Annotated in this window: 11 protein-coding genes; 9 read left to right on the forward strand and 2 right to left on the reverse strand. The window is 68.6% G+C overall.

The genetic code is table 11. The features are described from left to right. Positions 1-56: 56 nt before the first annotated feature. On the reverse strand, positions 57-2,678 hold the full coding sequence (locus ACH4VX_RS17790; RefSeq protein ID WP_398368315.1) for a transglycosylase domain-containing protein: 2,622 nt from the start codon (positions 2,676-2,678) through the stop codon (positions 57-59). A gap of 397 nt (positions 2,679-3,075) precedes the next feature. On the opposite strand from ACH4VX_RS17790, the gene ACH4VX_RS17795 reads away from it, so the two are divergent. The 4 genes from ACH4VX_RS17795 to ACH4VX_RS17810 all read left to right on the forward strand — a co-directional run bounded on the left by ACH4VX_RS17795 (position 3,076) and on the right by ACH4VX_RS17810 (position 6,832). Continuing rightward, positions 3,076-3,759: a helix-turn-helix transcriptional regulator gene (locus tag ACH4VX_RS17795; protein WP_398368429.1), complete on the forward strand. Its 684-nt coding sequence runs from the start codon at positions 3,076-3,078 to the stop codon at positions 3,757-3,759. Between the two features lie 44 nt (positions 3,760-3,803). Beyond that, positions 3,804-4,886 (forward strand): inositol-3-phosphate synthase, encoded by a 1,083-nt coding sequence (locus ACH4VX_RS17800; RefSeq protein ID WP_398368316.1) that lies wholly within the window; start codon positions 3,804-3,806, stop codon positions 4,884-4,886. A 78-nt stretch (positions 4,887-4,964) separates the two neighbouring features. Next, positions 4,965-6,227: an MFS transporter gene (locus tag ACH4VX_RS17805; RefSeq protein ID WP_398368317.1), complete on the forward strand. Its 1,263-nt coding sequence runs from the start codon at positions 4,965-4,967 to the stop codon at positions 6,225-6,227. Positions 6,228-6,349: 122 nt separating this feature from the next. Further along, on the forward strand, positions 6,350-6,832 hold the full coding sequence (locus ACH4VX_RS17810) for a hypothetical protein (protein ID WP_398368318.1): 483 nt from the start codon (positions 6,350-6,352) through the stop codon (positions 6,830-6,832). A gap of 97 nt (positions 6,833-6,929) precedes the next feature. On the opposite strand, the gene ACH4VX_RS17815 is transcribed toward ACH4VX_RS17810, so the two are convergent. Next, positions 6,930-8,396, reverse strand: coding sequence for a CCA tRNA nucleotidyltransferase (locus ACH4VX_RS17815; RefSeq protein WP_398368319.1), 1,467 nt, complete (start codon positions 8,394-8,396; stop codon positions 6,930-6,932). Between the two features lie 198 nt (positions 8,397-8,594). Between ACH4VX_RS17815 and ACH4VX_RS17820 the strand changes: the two genes are divergently transcribed. The 5 genes from ACH4VX_RS17820 to ACH4VX_RS17840 all read left to right on the forward strand — a co-directional run bounded on the left by ACH4VX_RS17820 (position 8,595) and on the right by ACH4VX_RS17840 (position 16,849). Then, positions 8,595-10,982 carry a DUF6049 family protein gene (locus ACH4VX_RS17820; protein ID WP_398368320.1) on the forward strand — a complete coding sequence of 796 codons (2,388 nt, stop codon included), beginning with the start codon at positions 8,595-8,597 and terminating at the stop codon, positions 10,980-10,982. Between the two features lie 44 nt (positions 10,983-11,026). Next, positions 11,027-13,357 carry a murein biosynthesis integral membrane protein MurJ gene (murJ, locus tag ACH4VX_RS17825; RefSeq protein WP_398368321.1) on the forward strand — a complete coding sequence of 777 codons (2,331 nt, stop codon included), beginning with the start codon at positions 11,027-11,029 and terminating at the stop codon, positions 13,355-13,357. Positions 13,358-13,498: 141 nt separating this feature from the next. Then, positions 13,499-15,187, forward strand: coding sequence for a protein kinase family protein (locus ACH4VX_RS17830; protein WP_398368322.1), 1,689 nt, complete (start codon positions 13,499-13,501; stop codon positions 15,185-15,187). A 28-nt stretch (positions 15,188-15,215) separates the two neighbouring features. Further along, positions 15,216-15,941: an RNA polymerase sigma factor SigM gene (gene sigM / locus ACH4VX_RS17835; RefSeq protein WP_398368323.1), complete on the forward strand. Its 726-nt coding sequence runs from the start codon at positions 15,216-15,218 to the stop codon at positions 15,939-15,941. Then, complete coding sequence (locus tag ACH4VX_RS17840; protein ID WP_398368324.1) at positions 15,938-16,849, forward strand: anti-sigma factor family protein; 912 nt, start codon at positions 15,938-15,940, stop codon at positions 16,847-16,849. Before sigM ends, ACH4VX_RS17840 begins: the two co-directional genes overlap by 4 nt. Positions 16,850-17,020: the final 171 nt, after the last annotated feature.

The raw sequence follows: 17,020 nt of genomic DNA on the forward strand, positions 1-17,020 counted from the left end.
CGGAGGTACGGCGGCCCATGTTTCACGTGAAACACCCAAGCCGGGCGATAGGCCGACTAACCGGCCGGGCCTCCGAAGAGACCGCCATCGCTTCCGTTGCCGTTGCCTCTGCTGTTTCCGGTGTCACTGCTGGTCGTGGGATCCGGCGAACCGGTCGCCCCTCCGTCCGTGCCACCGTTGTCCGTGCCACCCGTATCCGTGCCGCCCGTTTCCTCTTCGTCCTCGCAGTTGAAGTCGAAGGGCCCGCACGTGGCGGTGTCCGTCGGTGTCGGCGTGGTCTCGGTCTGCGTGGGCGACGGAGGCGCCGACGGGGTCTCCTCTTCCGCCTCCTCCGTCTCGGTGACGGTCGGAGTCGGCGACGGCGCTCCGATCCCGTCCGCGATCTCACCGATCTTCTCGGCCTCGGGGAATCCGGGGTCGTCCTCGCCCTTCAGCGCGGCCTTCATGTACTCGGTCCAGATCTGCGTGGGAACGTCACCACCGTGGATGGAGTCCTCACCCGCCGTGCCGTTCATGGAGAGCAGTTTGTGGTTCTTGGGGTCCTCGCGGAACATCGCGATCGAGGTCGACAGCTGCTGGGTGTAGCCGACCCACCAGGCGGACTTGTTCTCGTCCGTCGTACCCGTCTTGCCGGCGGCCGCACGCCCCAGCTTCTGCGCGTGGTAACCGGTACCGTTCTCGATCACGTTCTCGAGGGTGTCGGTGACGTTGTTGGCCACGTTCTCGGGCATCGCCAGCTTGACCCGCGGCTTCTCGAAACCGGGGAGCTCCGATCCCTTGTGCTTGACGGCGGTCACCGAATACGGGTCGGCCTGCTTGCCGGACGCCGCGAAGGTCGCGTAGGCGTCGGCCATGCGGATCGCGCTGGGGGTCGACGTACCCAGGGCGAACGACGCGTTCAGTCCGGCGAAGCTGTCCTCGAGGATGCCGGACTTCTCGGCGAGATCCGCCACGTTCTTCATCCCCACGTCCATGCCGAGCTGCACGAAGGGCGTGTTGACGGACTGCTCCATCGCCTTGCGCAGGGTGATGTAACCCCACGGGTGGTTGCTCTCGTTCTCCTGGAAGAAGGGCGTGTTGTCCTTCTTGAGGACGTAGGAGCCGTCGTTGTTCCTGATCTTCAGGTGGTCGTCGCCGTTGTACTTGCTGAGCGGTGAGACACCCTCGCCATTGGTCTTGTACGTGCCGTGCTGCATCGCGGCGGCCAGCACGAACGGCTTCCACGTCGAACCGACGGGGACACCCGAGGTGTCCGCGTTGTTGTTGAAGTGGCCGTTCTCGAAGCCGGCACCGCCGTAGAGCGCGACGATCGCACCGTCGTTGGGCTTCACCGACGCCGCGCCGAACTGGACGTGATTGTCCTCATCGCGCTTCTTCGGGTCGATCTTCTCCTTCTCGACCTTCTTCACGGCCTTGGCCAGCGCGTCGACCTTGTCCTTCTCGAAGGTCGTGTAGATCTGGTAGCCACCCTGGTCGAACTGCGCCTCCGTGATGTCGGAGTTCTTCAGCACGTAGCGCTTCGCCGTGTCGACGAGATAGCTGACCTGCCCGGTCATGCCCTTGGTCGCCTTGCGGCCCTGGGGCATGGGGTACTCCTTGGTCGCCTCCTGGTACTCGGCGTCCGAGAGGTGATCGTCGCCGTGCATCTGCTCGAGGATCCAACCCCAGCGATCCTCGGAACGCTCACGGTTCGCGCTCTCAGTGGCGGAGGGGTCGAGGTTCTGGTTGCCCGCGGGGTCGTAGTACGTCGGACCCTTGAGCAGAGCGGCGAGGAAGGCGCACTCGCTGGGCGTGAGCTTGACCGCGTCCTTGCCGTAATAGGTCTGGGCGGCGGCCTGGATGCCGTAGGCGCCGCGCCCGTAGTACGAGGTGTTCAGGTACCCCTGGAGGATCTCGCGCTTGGTGAGCTTCGTGCCCACCTTGATCGAGATGAACATCTCCTTGAACTTCCGGGAGACCGTCTGGTCCTGGCTCAGGTAGGTGTTCTTCACGAACTGCTGGGTGATCGTCGAGCCACCCTGGGTGTCACCACCCGTGGCCATGTTGCCGAGCGCCCGGGCGATACCCATGGGGTCGATTCCCGAGTCGTCGTAGAAGCTCTTGTTCTCGGCCGAGATCACCGCCCACTGCATGGCCTCGGGAATGCGGTCGATCGTGACGTTCTGCCGGTTCTGGCCGCTGCCGGTGGCGACCATCTGTGCCCCGTCGGCCCAGTAGTAGACGTTGTTCTCGGACAACGCCGCGGCGTTCTCCTCGCTGGGCACGCTCACCATGGCGTACCCGATCCCCGCCACGGCGACCAGGCTGCCGAAGAACGCGAGGCACAGCCCGGACACGAGCTTCCAGGACGGCGTCCAGCGGTGCCAGCCGTCCTTGTCGTAGCGCGGATAGTCGATGATCCGCTTCTTTCCGGGGGGGGCCGCACGCCCCCCGCCCCGACCGGGACCGGCGGCACCGGCACGGCGGCCCCCGCCCCTCTGTGTCGCACGCCGCGCCTCGGCGCGGCTGCCGTACGTGCGTTCCTCATCCCCCGAGCCCGACCCATAGGAATCGGACGGAGACCCGGTGGCGCCTCGCGGTGCCGCGCGGCGGCCGGAGGACGAGCCGGACTGGCCGCGTCGGGCCGCGGCACGTCCGCCTCCCTGCGGCTGCGGCGGTTTGCGACGGTGCTCGCTCATCGAACGACTACTCCTCGGGCAGGCGCACCCTTGCGCGCCTGGAAACGGCGGCTGGTTTCCGGTCCCCCCGAAGTACGGATGCGGCGCTTCGCGCATTCACCCGTACTGCACCGGGGACCAAGACGTCCCCGGGCGTCACTCGGTTCCCGGTGGTGTGCATGGCGCACAGACTACGCACCGTCAAAACCCGCTGAGCACAGAAGTTCACCTCAAATCAGGCAACTTGCTCACCATGAACCGGTGATGTGATCCCGTTCACTTTTTTCCCCCTTGTCGCATCCGGAAGGCCGTTCTATCGTCGTGATGTATCGAGTCGATACATCAGCTCGGCATAAGGGCGGCGAAGTGCCGCACACGAGACCGTCACGGCATGACCGCGGCAGGGGAGGAGGCGACGATGAGCCGGCGTTCCGGGATACTCGAGTTCGCCGTACTCGGCCTGCTCCGCGAATCTCCGATGCACGGCTACGAGCTGCGCAAACGACTCAATACGTCACTGGGTGTGTTCCGTGCGTTCAGCTACGGGACGCTCTACCCCTGCCTCAAGACGCTGCTGGCCAACGGCTGGTTGATCGAGGAACCGGGGAACACCAGCGAGGACGCCCTCGCCGCTCCGCTCGCGGGGCGCCGCGCCAAGATCGTCTACCGGTTGACGGCGGAGGGTAAGGAGCACTTCGAGCAGCTGCTCTCGCAGACGGGGCCGGACGCGTACGAGGACGAGACCTTCGCCGCACGGTTCGCCTTCTTCGGGCAGACGTCGCGCGACGTACGCATGCGCGTGCTCGAGGGCCGCCGCAGCCGGCTGGAGGAGCGCCTCGAGAAGATGCGCGTCTCCCTGGCCCGGACCCGGGAGCGCCTCGACGACTACACGCTCGAGCTCCAGCGCCACGGAATGGAGTCCGTGGAGCGCGAAGTGCGCTGGCTGAACGAGCTCATCGAGAGCGAGCGGGCAGGGCGGGACCTGAAGGGATCCGCCACCGGGGGGCCCGCTCAGCAGGACACCACATCTGGAGCGACGGGCGGCCTGCCCCGGACCGGGGACGACCCCCGGCCGGATACGCCCGACGACACCGCCACGTGAGACCCGTTGAAGGGCCTCACTCGTACACACAGGGAGCAACCGGAATGGGTTCGGTTCGCGTAGCCATCGTCGGCGTGGGCAACTGCGCCGCATCGCTGGTGCAGGGCGTCGAGTACTACAAGGACGCCGACCCGGCGTCCAAGGTCCCGGGCCTGATGCACGTCCAGTTCGGCGACTACCACGTCCGTGACATCGAGTTCGTCGCCGCCTTCGACGTGGACGCCAAGAAGGTCGGCCTGGACCTCGCGGACGCCATCGGCGCCTCCGAGAACAACACCATCAAGATCTGCGACGTGCCGAACAGCGGCGTCCAGGTCCAGCGCGGCCACACCCTCGACGGTCTCGGCAAGTACTACCGGGAGACCATCGAGGAGTCCGCCGAGGCTCCGGTCGACATCGTCCAGATCCTCAAGGACAAGCAGGTCGACGTCCTCGTCTGCTACCTGCCCGTCGGCTCCGAGGACGCGGCGAAGTTCTACGCCCAGTGCGCCATCGACGCCAAGGTCGCCTTCGTCAACGCCCTCCCGGTCTTCATCGCCGGCACCAAGGAGTGGGCGGACAAGTTCACCGAGGCGGGCGTCCCGATCGTCGGTGACGACATCAAGTCCCAGGTCGGCGCCACCATCACGCACCGCGTCATGGCGAAGCTGTTCGAGGACCGCGGCGTCGTCCTGGACCGCACGATGCAGCTGAACGTCGGCGGCAACATGGACTTCAAGAACATGCTCGAGCGTGACCGCCTCGAGTCCAAGAAGATCTCCAAGACGCAGGCCGTCACCTCCCAGATCCCCGACCGGGACCTCGGCGAGAAGAACGTCCACATCGGCCCGTCCGACTACGTGGCCTGGCTGGACGACCGCAAGTGGGCCTACGTCCGCCTGGAGGGCCGCGCGTTCGGTGACGTCCCGCTGAACCTGGAGTACAAGCTCGAGGTCTGGGACTCCCCGAACTCCGCCGGTGTCATCATCGACGCCCTGCGCGCCGCGAAGATCGCCAAGGACCGGGGCATCGGCGGCCCGATCCTCTCGGCGTCCTCGTACTTCATGAAGTCCCCGCCGGTGCAGTACTTCGACGACGAGGCCCGCGTGAACGTCGAGAAGTTCATCCAGGGCGAGGTCGAGCGCTAGGACCTCCCCGTTGTGGGCAGTTGAGGGTCTCCGGGTCGTATGGCCCGGGGACCCCCTTCGTATGTGAGGCTGTGCCCCATGGCCGTCGTCCGTGACCTGCGCGTTCTGCTGCGCCTCCAGGGCTTCAGACGTCTGCTCGCCGTCCGGCTGCTCTCCCAGGGCGCCGACGGCGTCTTCCAGGTCGCGCTCGCCGCCTACGTGGTCTTCTCCCCCGAGAAGCAGACATCGGCCGCGGCGATCGCCTCCGCGATGGCGATTCTGCTCCTCCCGTACTCCGTGGTCGGCCCCTTCGCGGGAGTCCTCCTGGACCGCTGGCGCCGCCGCCAGGTCTTCCTGTACGGCAACCTGCTGCGCGCCCTGATGGCCTCGGTGACCGCCCTCCTGATCCTCGGCCGGGTGCCCGACTGGCTCCTCTTCGTCGCCGCCCTGTGCGTCACGGGCGTCAACCGCTTCGTCCTCGCCGGGCTGTCCGCCGCGCTGCCACGCGTGGTGGACGGCGGGCGACTGGTCGTCGCCAACTCCCTCTCCCCGACCGCCGGAACGCTCGCCGCGACCGCGGGCGGTGGTCTCGCCTTCGTCGTCCGTCTGGTCATCGCCGACTCCGACGCCGCCGTGGTGCTCGTGGGCGCCGCGCTGTACTTGTGCGCGGCCGTGGCATCGCTCCGGATGGCGAAGGAACTGCTCGGTCCGGACCGGGCATTGGTACACCCCCGAATGGCCACGGCACTCACCGGAACCGCTCGTGACCTGATGGCGGGCGTACGGCACCTCGCGGCGCCCCGACGCAGGGAGGCCGCCTGGGCGCTCACGGCGATGTCGCTCATGCGGTTCTGCTACGGCGCGATGCTCGTCATGCTGCTGATGCTCTGCCGGTACGCCCTGACGTCGACCACCAACGAGGGACTCGCTTTGCTGGGGCTGGCGTTGGCCGTGTCCGGCGCCGGCTTCTTCGCCGCTGCCGTCCTCACGCCCTGGGCCGCGGGACGGTTCGGTCCCGGCCGCTGGATCGTGGTGTGCGCCGCGGCGGCGGCCGTGCTGGAGCCGGCGCTCGGTCTGCCCTTCGCTACCGGCCCTTTGCTGGCCGGGGCGTTCGTCCTGGGTCTGACCACTCAGGGTGCGAAGATCGCCACGGACACCATCATCCAGGCCTGCGTCGACGACGACTTCCGCGGCCGGATCTTCTCCGTGTACGACGTCCTGTTCAACGTGGCCTTTGTCGGCGCCGCGGGGGTGGCCTCCCTGATGCTCCCGCCGGATGGTCGATCGGTCCCGCTGGTGGTAACAATCGCCGTTATCTACGGGGCAGTAGCTGTGACTATGGCCCGTTTTGAACGCCAGTAAGTGTCACATCAGAGCCACAGAGCCTTATTGGACTACAGAGTTGTCAGTGCGGGCCGGTAGCTTACGTGCGTCTTATCAACGCGTCTTTCGCGCCACGCACCCATGTTCCAGGGGGACCCCAAGTGACCACTCCGCCGCCCCAGGGCAACCCGTTCGCACAGGGCCAGCAGCAGCCCTACGGCCAGCCCCAGGGCCAGGCCCCCTTCCCGCAGCAGGCGGGCCAGCCCGGCTTCCCTCCGCCGGGTGCTCCGGTTCCCCCGCAGCAGGGTCGCAAGCTCAGCTTCAAGACGATCAAGAACATCGTCATCGTTCTGATCGTCGCCGGTGTGGCCATCGGCGGCTGGATCACCAGCCAGGACGACGCCAACACCGCTGCTGTCGGGGACTGCATGCACCGTGGCAGCACGGACGACAGCAACCCGGACCTCGAGGTCGTCGACTGCGGTGACGCGAAGGCGCAGTACACGGTGCTCGCCAAGCTCGAGGGCGACTTCTCCGGCCTCACGGCTCAGAACAAGTGCGAGGCGGCAGCCAAGGACTTCGAGTACGTGTACACGGAGACCAACGGCAGCAAGAGCTTCCTCCTCTGCCTGAAGGACAAGTAGGACAGACGGTGAGGGGCGGCGTTTCACGTGAAACGCCGCCCCTCACGCGCATCCGCGGGGCCATGTTTCACGTGAAACATGGCCCCGTTTCGCGCTCTCAGCCCTGCTGCCCGGCCCACCACTCCTTGAGTGCCGCCACCGCCGCGTCATGCGTCATCGGACCGTTCTCCAGTCGGAGCTCCAGCAGGTGCTTGTACGCCTGACCGACGGCCGGGCCCGGCTTGACGCCGAGGATCTCCATGATCTGGTTACCGTCGAGGTCCGGGCGGATGGCATCCAGCTCCTCCTGCTCCTGTAGCTGGGCGATGCGCGCCTCCAGGCCGTCGTACGCACGGGAGAGCGTGGCGGCCTTGCGCCTGTTACGCGTGGTGCAGTCCGAACGGGTCAGCTTGTGAAGCCGGCCGAGAAGCGGTCCGGCGTCACGGACATAGCGACGCACAGCGGAGTCCGTCCACTCTCCCATGCCGTAACCGTGGAAGCGCAGATGGAGCTCGACGAGACGTGAGACGTCCTTCACCAGCTCGTTGGAGTACTTGAGCGCCATCATGCGCTTCTTCGTCATCTTCGCCCCGACCACTTCGTGGTGGTGGAACGAGACGCGGCCGTCGCTCTCGAAGCGCCGTGTGCGCGGCTTGCCGATGTCGTGCAGCAGGGCCGCCAGGCGAAGGGTCAGATCGGGGCCGTCCTCCTCCAGGGCCATCGCCTGCTCCAGGACGATCAGCGTGTGGTCGTAGACGTCCTTGTGCCGATGGTGCTCGTCCCGCTCCAGGTGCAGGGCCGGCAGCTCGGGCAGTACGTACTCGGCGATCCCGGTGTCCACGAGCAGGGACAGGCCCTTGCGCGGGTGCATGGAGAGGATCAGCTTGTTCAGCTCGTCCCGTACGCGCTCGGCGGAGACGATCTCGATGCGTCCGGCCATCTCCTTCATCGCCGTGACGACCTCGGGTTCCACCTCGAAGTCGAGCTGGGCGGCGAAACGGGCGGCCCGCATCATCCGCAACGGGTCGTCCGAGAAGGACTCCTCGGGCGTGCCCGGGGTACGCAGCACCCGCGCGGCCAGGTCGGCGCGACCACCGTGCGGATCGATGAACCGCTTCTCCGGGAGCGCGACGGCCATCGCGTTCACCGTGAAGTCACGGCGGACCAGATCCTCCTCGATCGAGTCGCCGTACGACACTTCCGGCTTGCGCGAGGTGCGGTCGTACGCTTCCGAGCGATAGGTGGTCACCTCGATCTGAAAGCTTCGGTCGGCTTCTCCGACACGGGCCTCCTTCTGCGCACCGACCGTACCGAAGGCGATCCCGACGTCCCAGACGGCGTCCGCCCAGGGACGCATGATCTTCAGTACGTCCTGCGGACGGGCGTCGGTCGTGAAGTCCAGATCGTTGCCGAGGCGGCCGAGCAGCGCGTCCCGCACCGAGCCGCCCACCAGGGCGAGTGAGAACCCGGCCTCCTGGAAGCGGCGGGCGAGGTCGTCGGCGACAGGGGCGACCCGCAGCAGTTCACTCACGGCGCGGTCCTGCGCCTGGCTCAGGGCACTGGTTTCTTCGTTGGCGTTCGGCACAACAGAAGAGGGTACGTGGCCCGAACGGCCGTGAGCGCCCTCATTACGTGCGTGCGGACACCCCCGCCGATACACGGACAAGGCCCGCGCCCCCGATCTTGTGGACCGGTCCGCGGCACTTCCTCCCAGCGCACATCGTTACCATGCGTGGACGCACATTCCGACGACCACTGACGAAGACGAGGGACGGGCGAGCGCGTGGCCGAGGCGGCAGACTTCCAGGGGACGAGTCCCTCACCTGCCCGCCGCTGGCTGCGGCGCACCGGAGCCCTGCTCACCGGAGTGCCCCTGCTGGCCGGGCTCGTCCAGCTGCCCGCCGCGCCCCCCGCGGACGCCGCCGGAGCGGACGCGTCGCAGGCCGCCTCCGGCGCGGGCTCGGTCTCCGTCTCGGTCGACACTCTCACCCCCGGCGCCCCCTCCGACAGCGACACCGTCACCGTGTCCGGAACGGTGACCAACAAGGGCAAGCAGAACGTCACCGACGCCCATGTGGGGCTGCGTGTGGGTCCGCTGCTGAACACCCGCTCGGGTATCGACAGCGTCGCCAAGAACAGCACCGACGTGCAGAGCGCCATCGGCCCGGAGGTCGGCGACAAGTACGCCGAGGAGTTCGACAAGCTCACTCCCGGCGTCTCACAGCCCTTCACCATCTCGGTACCGGTGAACAAGCTGGACCTCGGGCAGGACGGCGTCTACCAGCTGACCGTGGCGCTCTCCGGGCAGACCTCCGCCCAACCGTGGGAGCAGACCCTCGGCGTCCAGCAGACGTTCCTGCCCTGGCAGCCCGACGAGGCATCCACGAAGACCAGGACGACGTTCATGTGGCCCCTGGTCTCCACCGCCCACATGACGGCGGAGACCGGTTCGGACGAGCAGCAGACGCCGCTCTTCCACGACGACGACCTCGCCAAGGAGATCTCCCCGGGCGGACGGCTGGACCGGATGGTGGCGCTCGGCAAGGATCTCGACGTCACCTGGGTGATCGATCCGGACCTGCTGGCGTCCGTCGAGGCGATGACCGACCGTTACGAGGTCACCGGCGAGGGTGACGACACTGTCGTCGGCGGCCACCAGTCGGTCGCCAAGCGATGGCTCACCGAGGTGCAGCGGGCCGTGGCGGACAAGGAGGTCGTCACGCTGCCGTTCGGCGACCCCGACCTGGCCTCCCTCGCACACAACGGCACGTCCGTCACCGGCTCGCTGAGCCACCTCAAGGAAGCCACCGACGTCGCCTCCAGGACCGTGGAGGCGATCCTCCACGTCAAGCCCACCACGGACTTCGTCTGGCCCGTCAACGGCGCCGTCGACCCGTCCATCATCAAGGTCGCCACATCCGCCGGAGCCGACAAGGTGATCGCCCGCAGTGACACCTTCGAGGAGACCGGCGGCCTGTCGTACACACCCTCCGCGGCCCGGCCCATCGGCGGCGGCACCACCGCCGTCGTCGCGGACGCGCGGCTGTCCACGGCGTTCCAGGGCGACATGACCAAGGCCTCCACCTCCACCCTCGCGGTGCAGCGGTTCCTGGCCCAGAGCCTGACCCTCGGTCTGCAGACGAGTAAGCAGCGCAGCGTCGTCGTCGCGCCGCAGCGCACCCCGTCGGCGAGCCAGGCCCAGACGATGGCCGAGGCGCTCACGGCTCTCCAGGACGGAACCTGGTCCCAGTCGCAGGACCTCAAGGCGGCCGCCAAGGCCGAACCGGACACCGCCGCCACCACCAAGGTCCCCTCGGCGTCCGCGTACCCCTCCTCGTTGCGCAAGCAGGAGCTGCCGCGGGCGACGTTCGAGCAGATCGGGAGGACACAGGCCAAGCTCGACAAGTTCAAGGTGGTCCTCTCCGACCAGTCCCGGGTGGTGACCCCGTTCGGACGTGCCCTGAACCGGGCGATGTCCGTCTCGTGGAGGGGCCGGCAGTCGGAGGCGGCGATCTACCGGAGCGGCATCGAGTCGTACCTCGACACGCTCATCAGCCAGGTCAGACTGATCGACAAGTCGGAGACGAAACTCTCCGGCCGTAGTGCCACCATCCCCGTGACGGTCCAGAACAACCTGGTGCAGGGCGTCGATCATCTGGTGCTGCGGCTCACCTCGACCAACCCGACCCGTCTCGAGATCGACGGGGACGCCTACGAGGAGCAGCCCGTCGCGGTCTCCGGCGGCCACAGCCAGTCGGTGAAGTTCACCACGTCCGCCAACGCCAACGGCCGGGCGACGGTGATCGCCCAGCTGTACACGCAGGACGGTCAGAAGTACGGCGAGCCCGTCACGTTCGACGTGAAGGTCACCGAGATCACCGCCACGGTGATGCTGGTCATCGGCGGCGGCGTGCTGCTGCTCGTCCTCGCCGGTTTCCGGATGTACACCCAGCGCAAGCGGGCCGCGGCCCGCGAGTCGGAGGAGCGGGATCACGAGGCGGGCGAGGACACCGATGACCCGCAGAACCCGGAAGCAGCCGGGGAGCGTCTCACCCAGGAGTCCGGGGCGGACGCGCGGGCGGAGGGCCCGGAGCAGCCGAGTGACCCGGCACCGGACACCGCACCGGAGAACGCCGACCCGTCCGGCACGGGTGAGAGAGTGGACCGTTGAGGATGTCGTGGCCGGTGGGCCCGGGACGATGAGGTGGGGTAACCATGAACGCGCCGTACGACGGTGACCGCGGCCATGCCGCGGGCAACTCGGGCTATCCCGAGTCGGACCCCCCGCAGGGTCCGCCGCCCGGGCACGACCATGTGCCGCAGCCGCCCGCCGACCCCTACCTCCAGGACGCCTACGACCAGGATCCCTACCGGGCGCAGGACCTCACCGCCCAGGACCCGGTCGCCGAGGCGCTCTACGACCGCGCCGCGCACCCGCCGCCCCCTCCCGGCGCCCACCCCCCTCAGCAGCCGCTGTACGGGCAGCCACCCCAGTCTCCGTACGCTCCCGACCCGCGGGTGTGGGCCCGGCCCCCCGCGCCGGAGCCGGACGGGCCGACGCAGTACCTGCCGTACGGCGACGACCCACGCACCACTCAGTTCGTGGGCGTGGACGACCTGGTCGGCCAGGCCGGGGACCAGCGCCACGAACCGGACGCCTTCGCCCATCTGTTCCGCGATCAGCAGCAGAGCGGGGCCTTCCCCGACCAGCAGCAGGGTGGCGGGTACTCCCAGCAGCACGGTGGCGGACACCCGGGCCACCCGCCGGTGAGCGGCCGGCAGCCCTACACGTCCGCACCGGTCCCGGGTCCCGCGTCCCCGACGCCCGGCCACTACGCGGGCGCCACTCCGCCGCCCGTCGCGGAGGCCACCCCACCGGAACCGACTCCCGCTCCCGCTCCCGCCCCGAAGAAGGGCGGCCGGGCCGGGGGACTGCTGAAGTCGAGCGCCGTGATGGCGGCGGGCACGATGGTGTCCCGCCTCACAGGGTTCGTCCGGTCCGCGATGATCGTCTCGGCGCTCGGCCTCGCCCTGCTGGGCGAGTCGTTCCAGATCGCCTACCAGCTGCCGACGATGATCTACATCCTCACCGTCGGCGGTGGCCTCAACTCCGTCTTCGTGCCGCAACTCGTGCGGGCGATGAAGGACGACGAGGACGGAGGCGAGGCGTACGCCAACCGCCTGCTGACGCTGGTGATGGTGGCCCTGGCCGCGCTCACCGCCCTCGCGTGGCTGGCCGCACCCCTCCTGGTGCGCGCCCTGTCGGTCCCGGTCGCCGACGACCCCGCGGCCAACGACGTCGCCGTCACCTTCACCCGCTACTTCCTGCCCTCGATCTTCTTCATGGGCGTCCACGTGGTGATGGGTCAGATCCTCAACGCACGCGGCCGGTTCGGCGCGATGATGTGGACCCCGGTCCTGAACAACATCGTCATCATCGTCACGCTCGGCACATTCATCTGGGTCTACGGCACCGCCGCGGACTCACAGATGAAGGTCACGAACATCCCGCCGGAGGGTCTGCGGCTGCTCGGCATCGGCGTCCTGCTCGGACTCGTCGTCCAGGCCCTGGCAATGATTCCGTACCTGCGCGAGACCGGATTCCGTATCCGCCTGCGTTTCGACTGGAAGGGCCACGGGCTCGGCAAGGCGGCCATGCTCGCCAAGTGGACCATCCTGTTCGTCCTCGCCAACCAGGCGGGCGCACTGGTGGTCACCCAGTTGGCCACCGCGTCGGTCAAGGACACGAACATCGCCGGCACGGGCTTCAGCGCCTACTCCAACGCCCAGCTGATCTGGGGTCTGCCCCAGGCCATCATCACCGTCTCCTTGATGGCCGCCCTCCTGCCCCGTATCTCACGCTCGGCAGCCGACGACGACGCCGGTGCCGTCCGCGACGACATCTCCCAGGGCCTGCGCACCACGGCCGTCGCGATCGTGCCGGTCGCCTTCGGCTTCGTCTCGCTCGGCATCCCGATGTGCACGCTGATGTTCGGCTCCTCGGGTACCGGAGCGGCCACCAACATGGGCTACATGCTGATGGCCTTCGGCCTCGGCCTGATCCCCTACTCCGTGCAGTACGTCGTCCTGCGCGCCTTCTACGCGTACGAGGACACCCGAACCCCCTTCTACAACACGGTCATCGTGGCCGCGGGCAACGCGATCGCCTCGGGCATCTGCTACTTCGTGCTCCCGGCCCGCTGGGCCGTGGTCGGCATGTCCGCCTCCTACGGCCTGGCCTACGTGATCGGTGTCGGCGTCGCCTGGAGCCGGCTGCGCAAGCGGCTGGGCGGGGACCTGGACGGCGCCCGGGTGCTGCGGACCTACGCCCGGCTGTGCATCGCTTCCGTTCCCGCCGCGCTGCTCAGCGGCGCGGCCTGCTACGGGGTCGTGCAGACGCTCGGCCAGGGCGTCCTGGGATCGTTCGCGGCACTGCTGGCCGGTGGGGCCGTACTGTTCGGAGTCTTCTTCGTGGCCGCCCGCCGGATGCGGATCGAGGAAGTCAACTCGCTGGTCGGTATGGTGCGCGGACGCCTTGGACGCTGAAGCAGGGGGTAGGCGCACAACCATCGTCAGCCACTGTGTGTCGTGCATAGCGGCGGACTGTGGGCACAATTGGTCTCGGCGTCGAACGGCGCGCGACGGACGCCGGCCGACGCGCATGGGATGGGGAGGCAGGGAACGACGGTGGCCGAACGGAGCACAGCTGCCGTCGACGTGGCAGACAACAGCGGCGAGCAGCCGCTGACCGCACAGGCGGACCAGTCCACGGCCGACGGGGTGGCCAAGAACCGGGAGCGGGACACGGACAACGACGAGGCACAGGAGAGCACCGGGACCGACGGTTCCGCGATGACCTCGCCACCCGAACTGCACAGCGGTCACAAACTCGCCAGACGCTACCGTCTCGAGGAGTGCGTCACCCGTCTGGACGGGTTCAGCAGTTGGCGTGCCGTGGACGAGAAGCTCCGCCGCGCCGTCGGCGTGCACATCCTGCCCGCGGATCACGCGCGCGCCCGGTCCGTCCTGGCCGCGGCCCGTTCCTCCGCCCTGCTGGGCGACCCTCGCTTCGTCCAGGTCCTGGACGCCGTCGAGGAGAACGACGTCGTCTACGTCGTGCACGAGTGGCTCCCTGACGCCACCGAACTGACCGCGCTCCTGGCGGCCGGCCCGCTGGAGGTGTACGACGCCTACCAGATGGTCAGTCAGATCTCCGCCGCCATGGCCGCGGCCCACCGCGAGGGTCTCGCCCATCTGCGTCTGAACCCCAACGCGGTCCTGCGCACCTCGACCGGCCAGTGGCGCGTCCGCGGCCTCGCGGTGAACGCCGCGCTGCGCGGCGTCGGCTCCGACACTCCGCAGCGTACCGACACCGAGTCCATCGGCGCCCTGCTCTACGCGGCGCTCACCCAGCGCTGGCCGTACGAGAGTGACGCCTACGGTCTGTCCGGACTGCCGAAGGACATCGGGCTGATCCCGCCCGACCAGGTGCGCGCCGGTGTCCACCGCGGGCTGTCCGAGCTGGCCATGCGTGCGCTCGCCAACGACGGCGCCACGGCCTCGCGCCACGAGGCGGCGTGCACCACACCCGAGGAGCTGGTGAAGGCGATCGGCGAGATGCCCCGCATCCGCCCGCCGGAGCCCGCGTTCACCACTCCGCCGGAGTACCAGCGCACGACTTACCAGCAGGGAACCTACGGCCGCCCGGCGCCGCACCCGGGCGTCACCCAGCCGGTTCCGACTCCGCCTCCTCCGCTGCAGAGCCGCACGGGGAAGGCATTGAAGTGGGCCGTCTCGGCCCTGCTGATCGCCGCGCTCGGCCTGGGCAGCTGGCAGCTCGCGGACGCGCTCCTGGAGCAGGACAAACAGTCCGACGACACCAATCAGACCCAGACGACGGACGGCGACGACAAGAGCCCGAAGAAGCCGGTCAGCAAGCCGATAAGGATTCAGGGCGTACAGGACTTCGACCCGTTCGGCAGCGACGGCTCCGAGAAGCCGGGCGACGTGGGCAAGGTGTACGACAGCACGCCCGGCACGTACTGGCAGACGGCCTACTACCTGAGCACGGACTTCGGCCGACTCAAGTCCGGCGTCGGTGTGATCCTCGACCTCGGCAAGGTCCAGCAGGTCGGAAAGGTCACCGTCTCCTTCGTGGGGGACACATCGGTCGAGTTGCGTGCCGCCTCCGGGGACACGCAGCCCACGTCCTTCGACGGTTACTCCAAGGTCGCCGAGGGGTCCGGTTCCACTGTGACCCTCAAGCCCAAGAAATCGGTCGAGTCCCGGTACCTTCTGGTGTGGCTGACCGAACTGCCGCAGACCAGTGACGGCAATTTCCGTGGCCGTGTCGTGGACGTCAAGGTGAGTAGCTAGGCCTTCTGCGACAAGGGGAGGAGGGCCGATGGCGGACGGCTCCGCATATGACGGGGCGAGTGACCAGGAACTGCTCACTCGCCATGTGGAGGGCGACCCCCAGGCCTTCGGTGAGCTCGTGCGTCGGCATCGTGACCGGCTCTGGGCCGTGGCCCTGCGGACACTCGGCGACCGCGAGGAGGCCGCTGACGCCGTTCAGGACGCCCTCGTCTCCGCCTACCGGGCCGCCCACACGTTCCGCGGCCAGTCGGCCGTCACGACATGGCTGCACCGGATCACGGTGAACGCCTGCCTGGACCGTGCCCGCAAGGCGGCCTCCCGCAAGACCTCTCCGGTCGACGACACGGAGCGCCTGGAGCAGCTGCTCGAACCCCACGAGTCCGCCTCCGCGCCCGCGGAGCGCAACGATCTGCACCGTCAGCTCATCGAAGCCATGGGCACCCTCCCGCCCGATCAGCGGGCCGCGCTCGTCCTCGTGGACATGCAGGGCTATCCGGTCGCCGAAGCCGCCCGCATCCTCGATGTGCCCACCGGCACGGTGAAGAGCCGCTGTGCGCGGGGCAGAGCCAGACTCCTGCCCCTGCTCACCCACCTACGGCCGGACGGCCCCGGTGGGAGCAAGAAACAAGGTGCGGGACGGAACCGGACGCAGGGGACGTCCGTCCCACCCGCAGCGGGTCCGCGGCAAGCGGATCCACCGGACCCAGGATCGAACGACCCGGCTGCAGTGAAGGGCGGAGGTGGGCGAGCGTGACGTCGACGACAGACATGGCGGAGCACCCGGACGTCGCGGAGATCTCCGACCTGGCCGAAGGGATCCTCCCGTCCGCCCGGAGCACCGACGTACGCCGGCACCTGGACGAGTGCACGCTCTGCGCGGACGTCCATGCCTCGCTCGAGGAGATCCGGGGCCTGCTCGGCACGGCGCCGGGCCCGCCCCGCATGCCCGCCGAGGTGGCGGGTCGCATCGACGCCGCACTGGCCGCGGAGGCCCTGCTGCACGCCACGGCGCCGGAGACTGCCGAGGAGCCCGCCGGTACTTCTCCCTCGTCCTCCGACGACGGGCCTGTGCATGTTTCACGTGAAACATCGGTGTCCCAGGACCGGCCGGCCGGGCGCCCCCGCTCCACCACGACCGGACCGGGACGCAAGGGCCGTCTGCGCGGTGGGCGCCGCCGGGTCGCCGTCCTGGGGACCGTGTTCACGGTCGCCGCTCTGGGACTCGGGTCGGTGGTGTTGTCCTCCATGAACGACGGCACCGGCCAGGACGAGGGTCCCCGCACAACCGTCTCGGACACCTTCTCCGAGGGGAAGCTGGAGAAGCAGGTCACCGATCTCCTCGCACAGAGCCAAGGGAAGGTGCAGGGCTCCGGAACCGTCCACACCCTCGGGTCGCAGTCGGAGTCCGACGCCGCCAACCCCAGGGTCCTCAAGGAGCCCTCGGTGCCGAAGTGCGTCAGCGACGGCATCGGCCGCAACGACGCCGCACTCGCCACCGAGAAGGGCACCTACAAGGGGAAGGACGCGGTGCTCGTCGTGCTTCCCGACGTCTCGGACGACACCCGGGTGACCGCGTACATCGTCGAGGCGACCTGTGTGGACAACCCGTCCGCGGCCACCACGGCGAAGGTTCTGCTGAAGCATTCCTACACGCGCTCCTGACGAGCGACGCACGCGCTCCTGACGTCCGGCCCACACTCCCCTGACGACCTGCGCCTGGTCTCCGCCCTTCGTGGTATCCCGTACGGTGTGCCTCTCCGTGCCGACAGCGGGACGTGCCCGTGTGCCCGGACACGGCGGGAATGCGCGCCCCTTAGGATCCGTTGGGTGGGG

Origin of the sequence: Streptomyces sp. NPDC020731 (genome assembly GCF_044334705.1) — a bacterium.
In the GTDB taxonomy this organism is placed as follows: Bacteria; Actinomycetota; Actinomycetes; order Streptomycetales; family Streptomycetaceae; genus Streptomyces.

Coding starts and splice junctions, on each gene's coding strand:
- ACH4VX_RS17790 (WP_398368315.1), bottom strand. CDS start 2,678: ATGAGCGAGCACCGTCGCAAACCGCCGCAGCCGCAGGGAGGCGGACGT.
- ACH4VX_RS17795 (WP_398368429.1), top strand. CDS start 3,076: ATGAGCCGGCGTTCCGGGATACTCGAGTTCGCCGTACTCGGCCTGCTC.
- ACH4VX_RS17800 (WP_398368316.1), top strand. CDS start 3,804: ATGGGTTCGGTTCGCGTAGCCATCGTCGGCGTGGGCAACTGCGCCGCA.
- ACH4VX_RS17805 (WP_398368317.1), top strand. CDS start 4,965: ATGGCCGTCGTCCGTGACCTGCGCGTTCTGCTGCGCCTCCAGGGCTTC.
- murJ (WP_398368321.1), top strand. CDS start 11,027: ATGAACGCGCCGTACGACGGTGACCGCGGCCATGCCGCGGGCAACTCG.
- sigM (WP_398368323.1), top strand. CDS start 15,216: ATGGCGGACGGCTCCGCATATGACGGGGCGAGTGACCAGGAACTGCTC.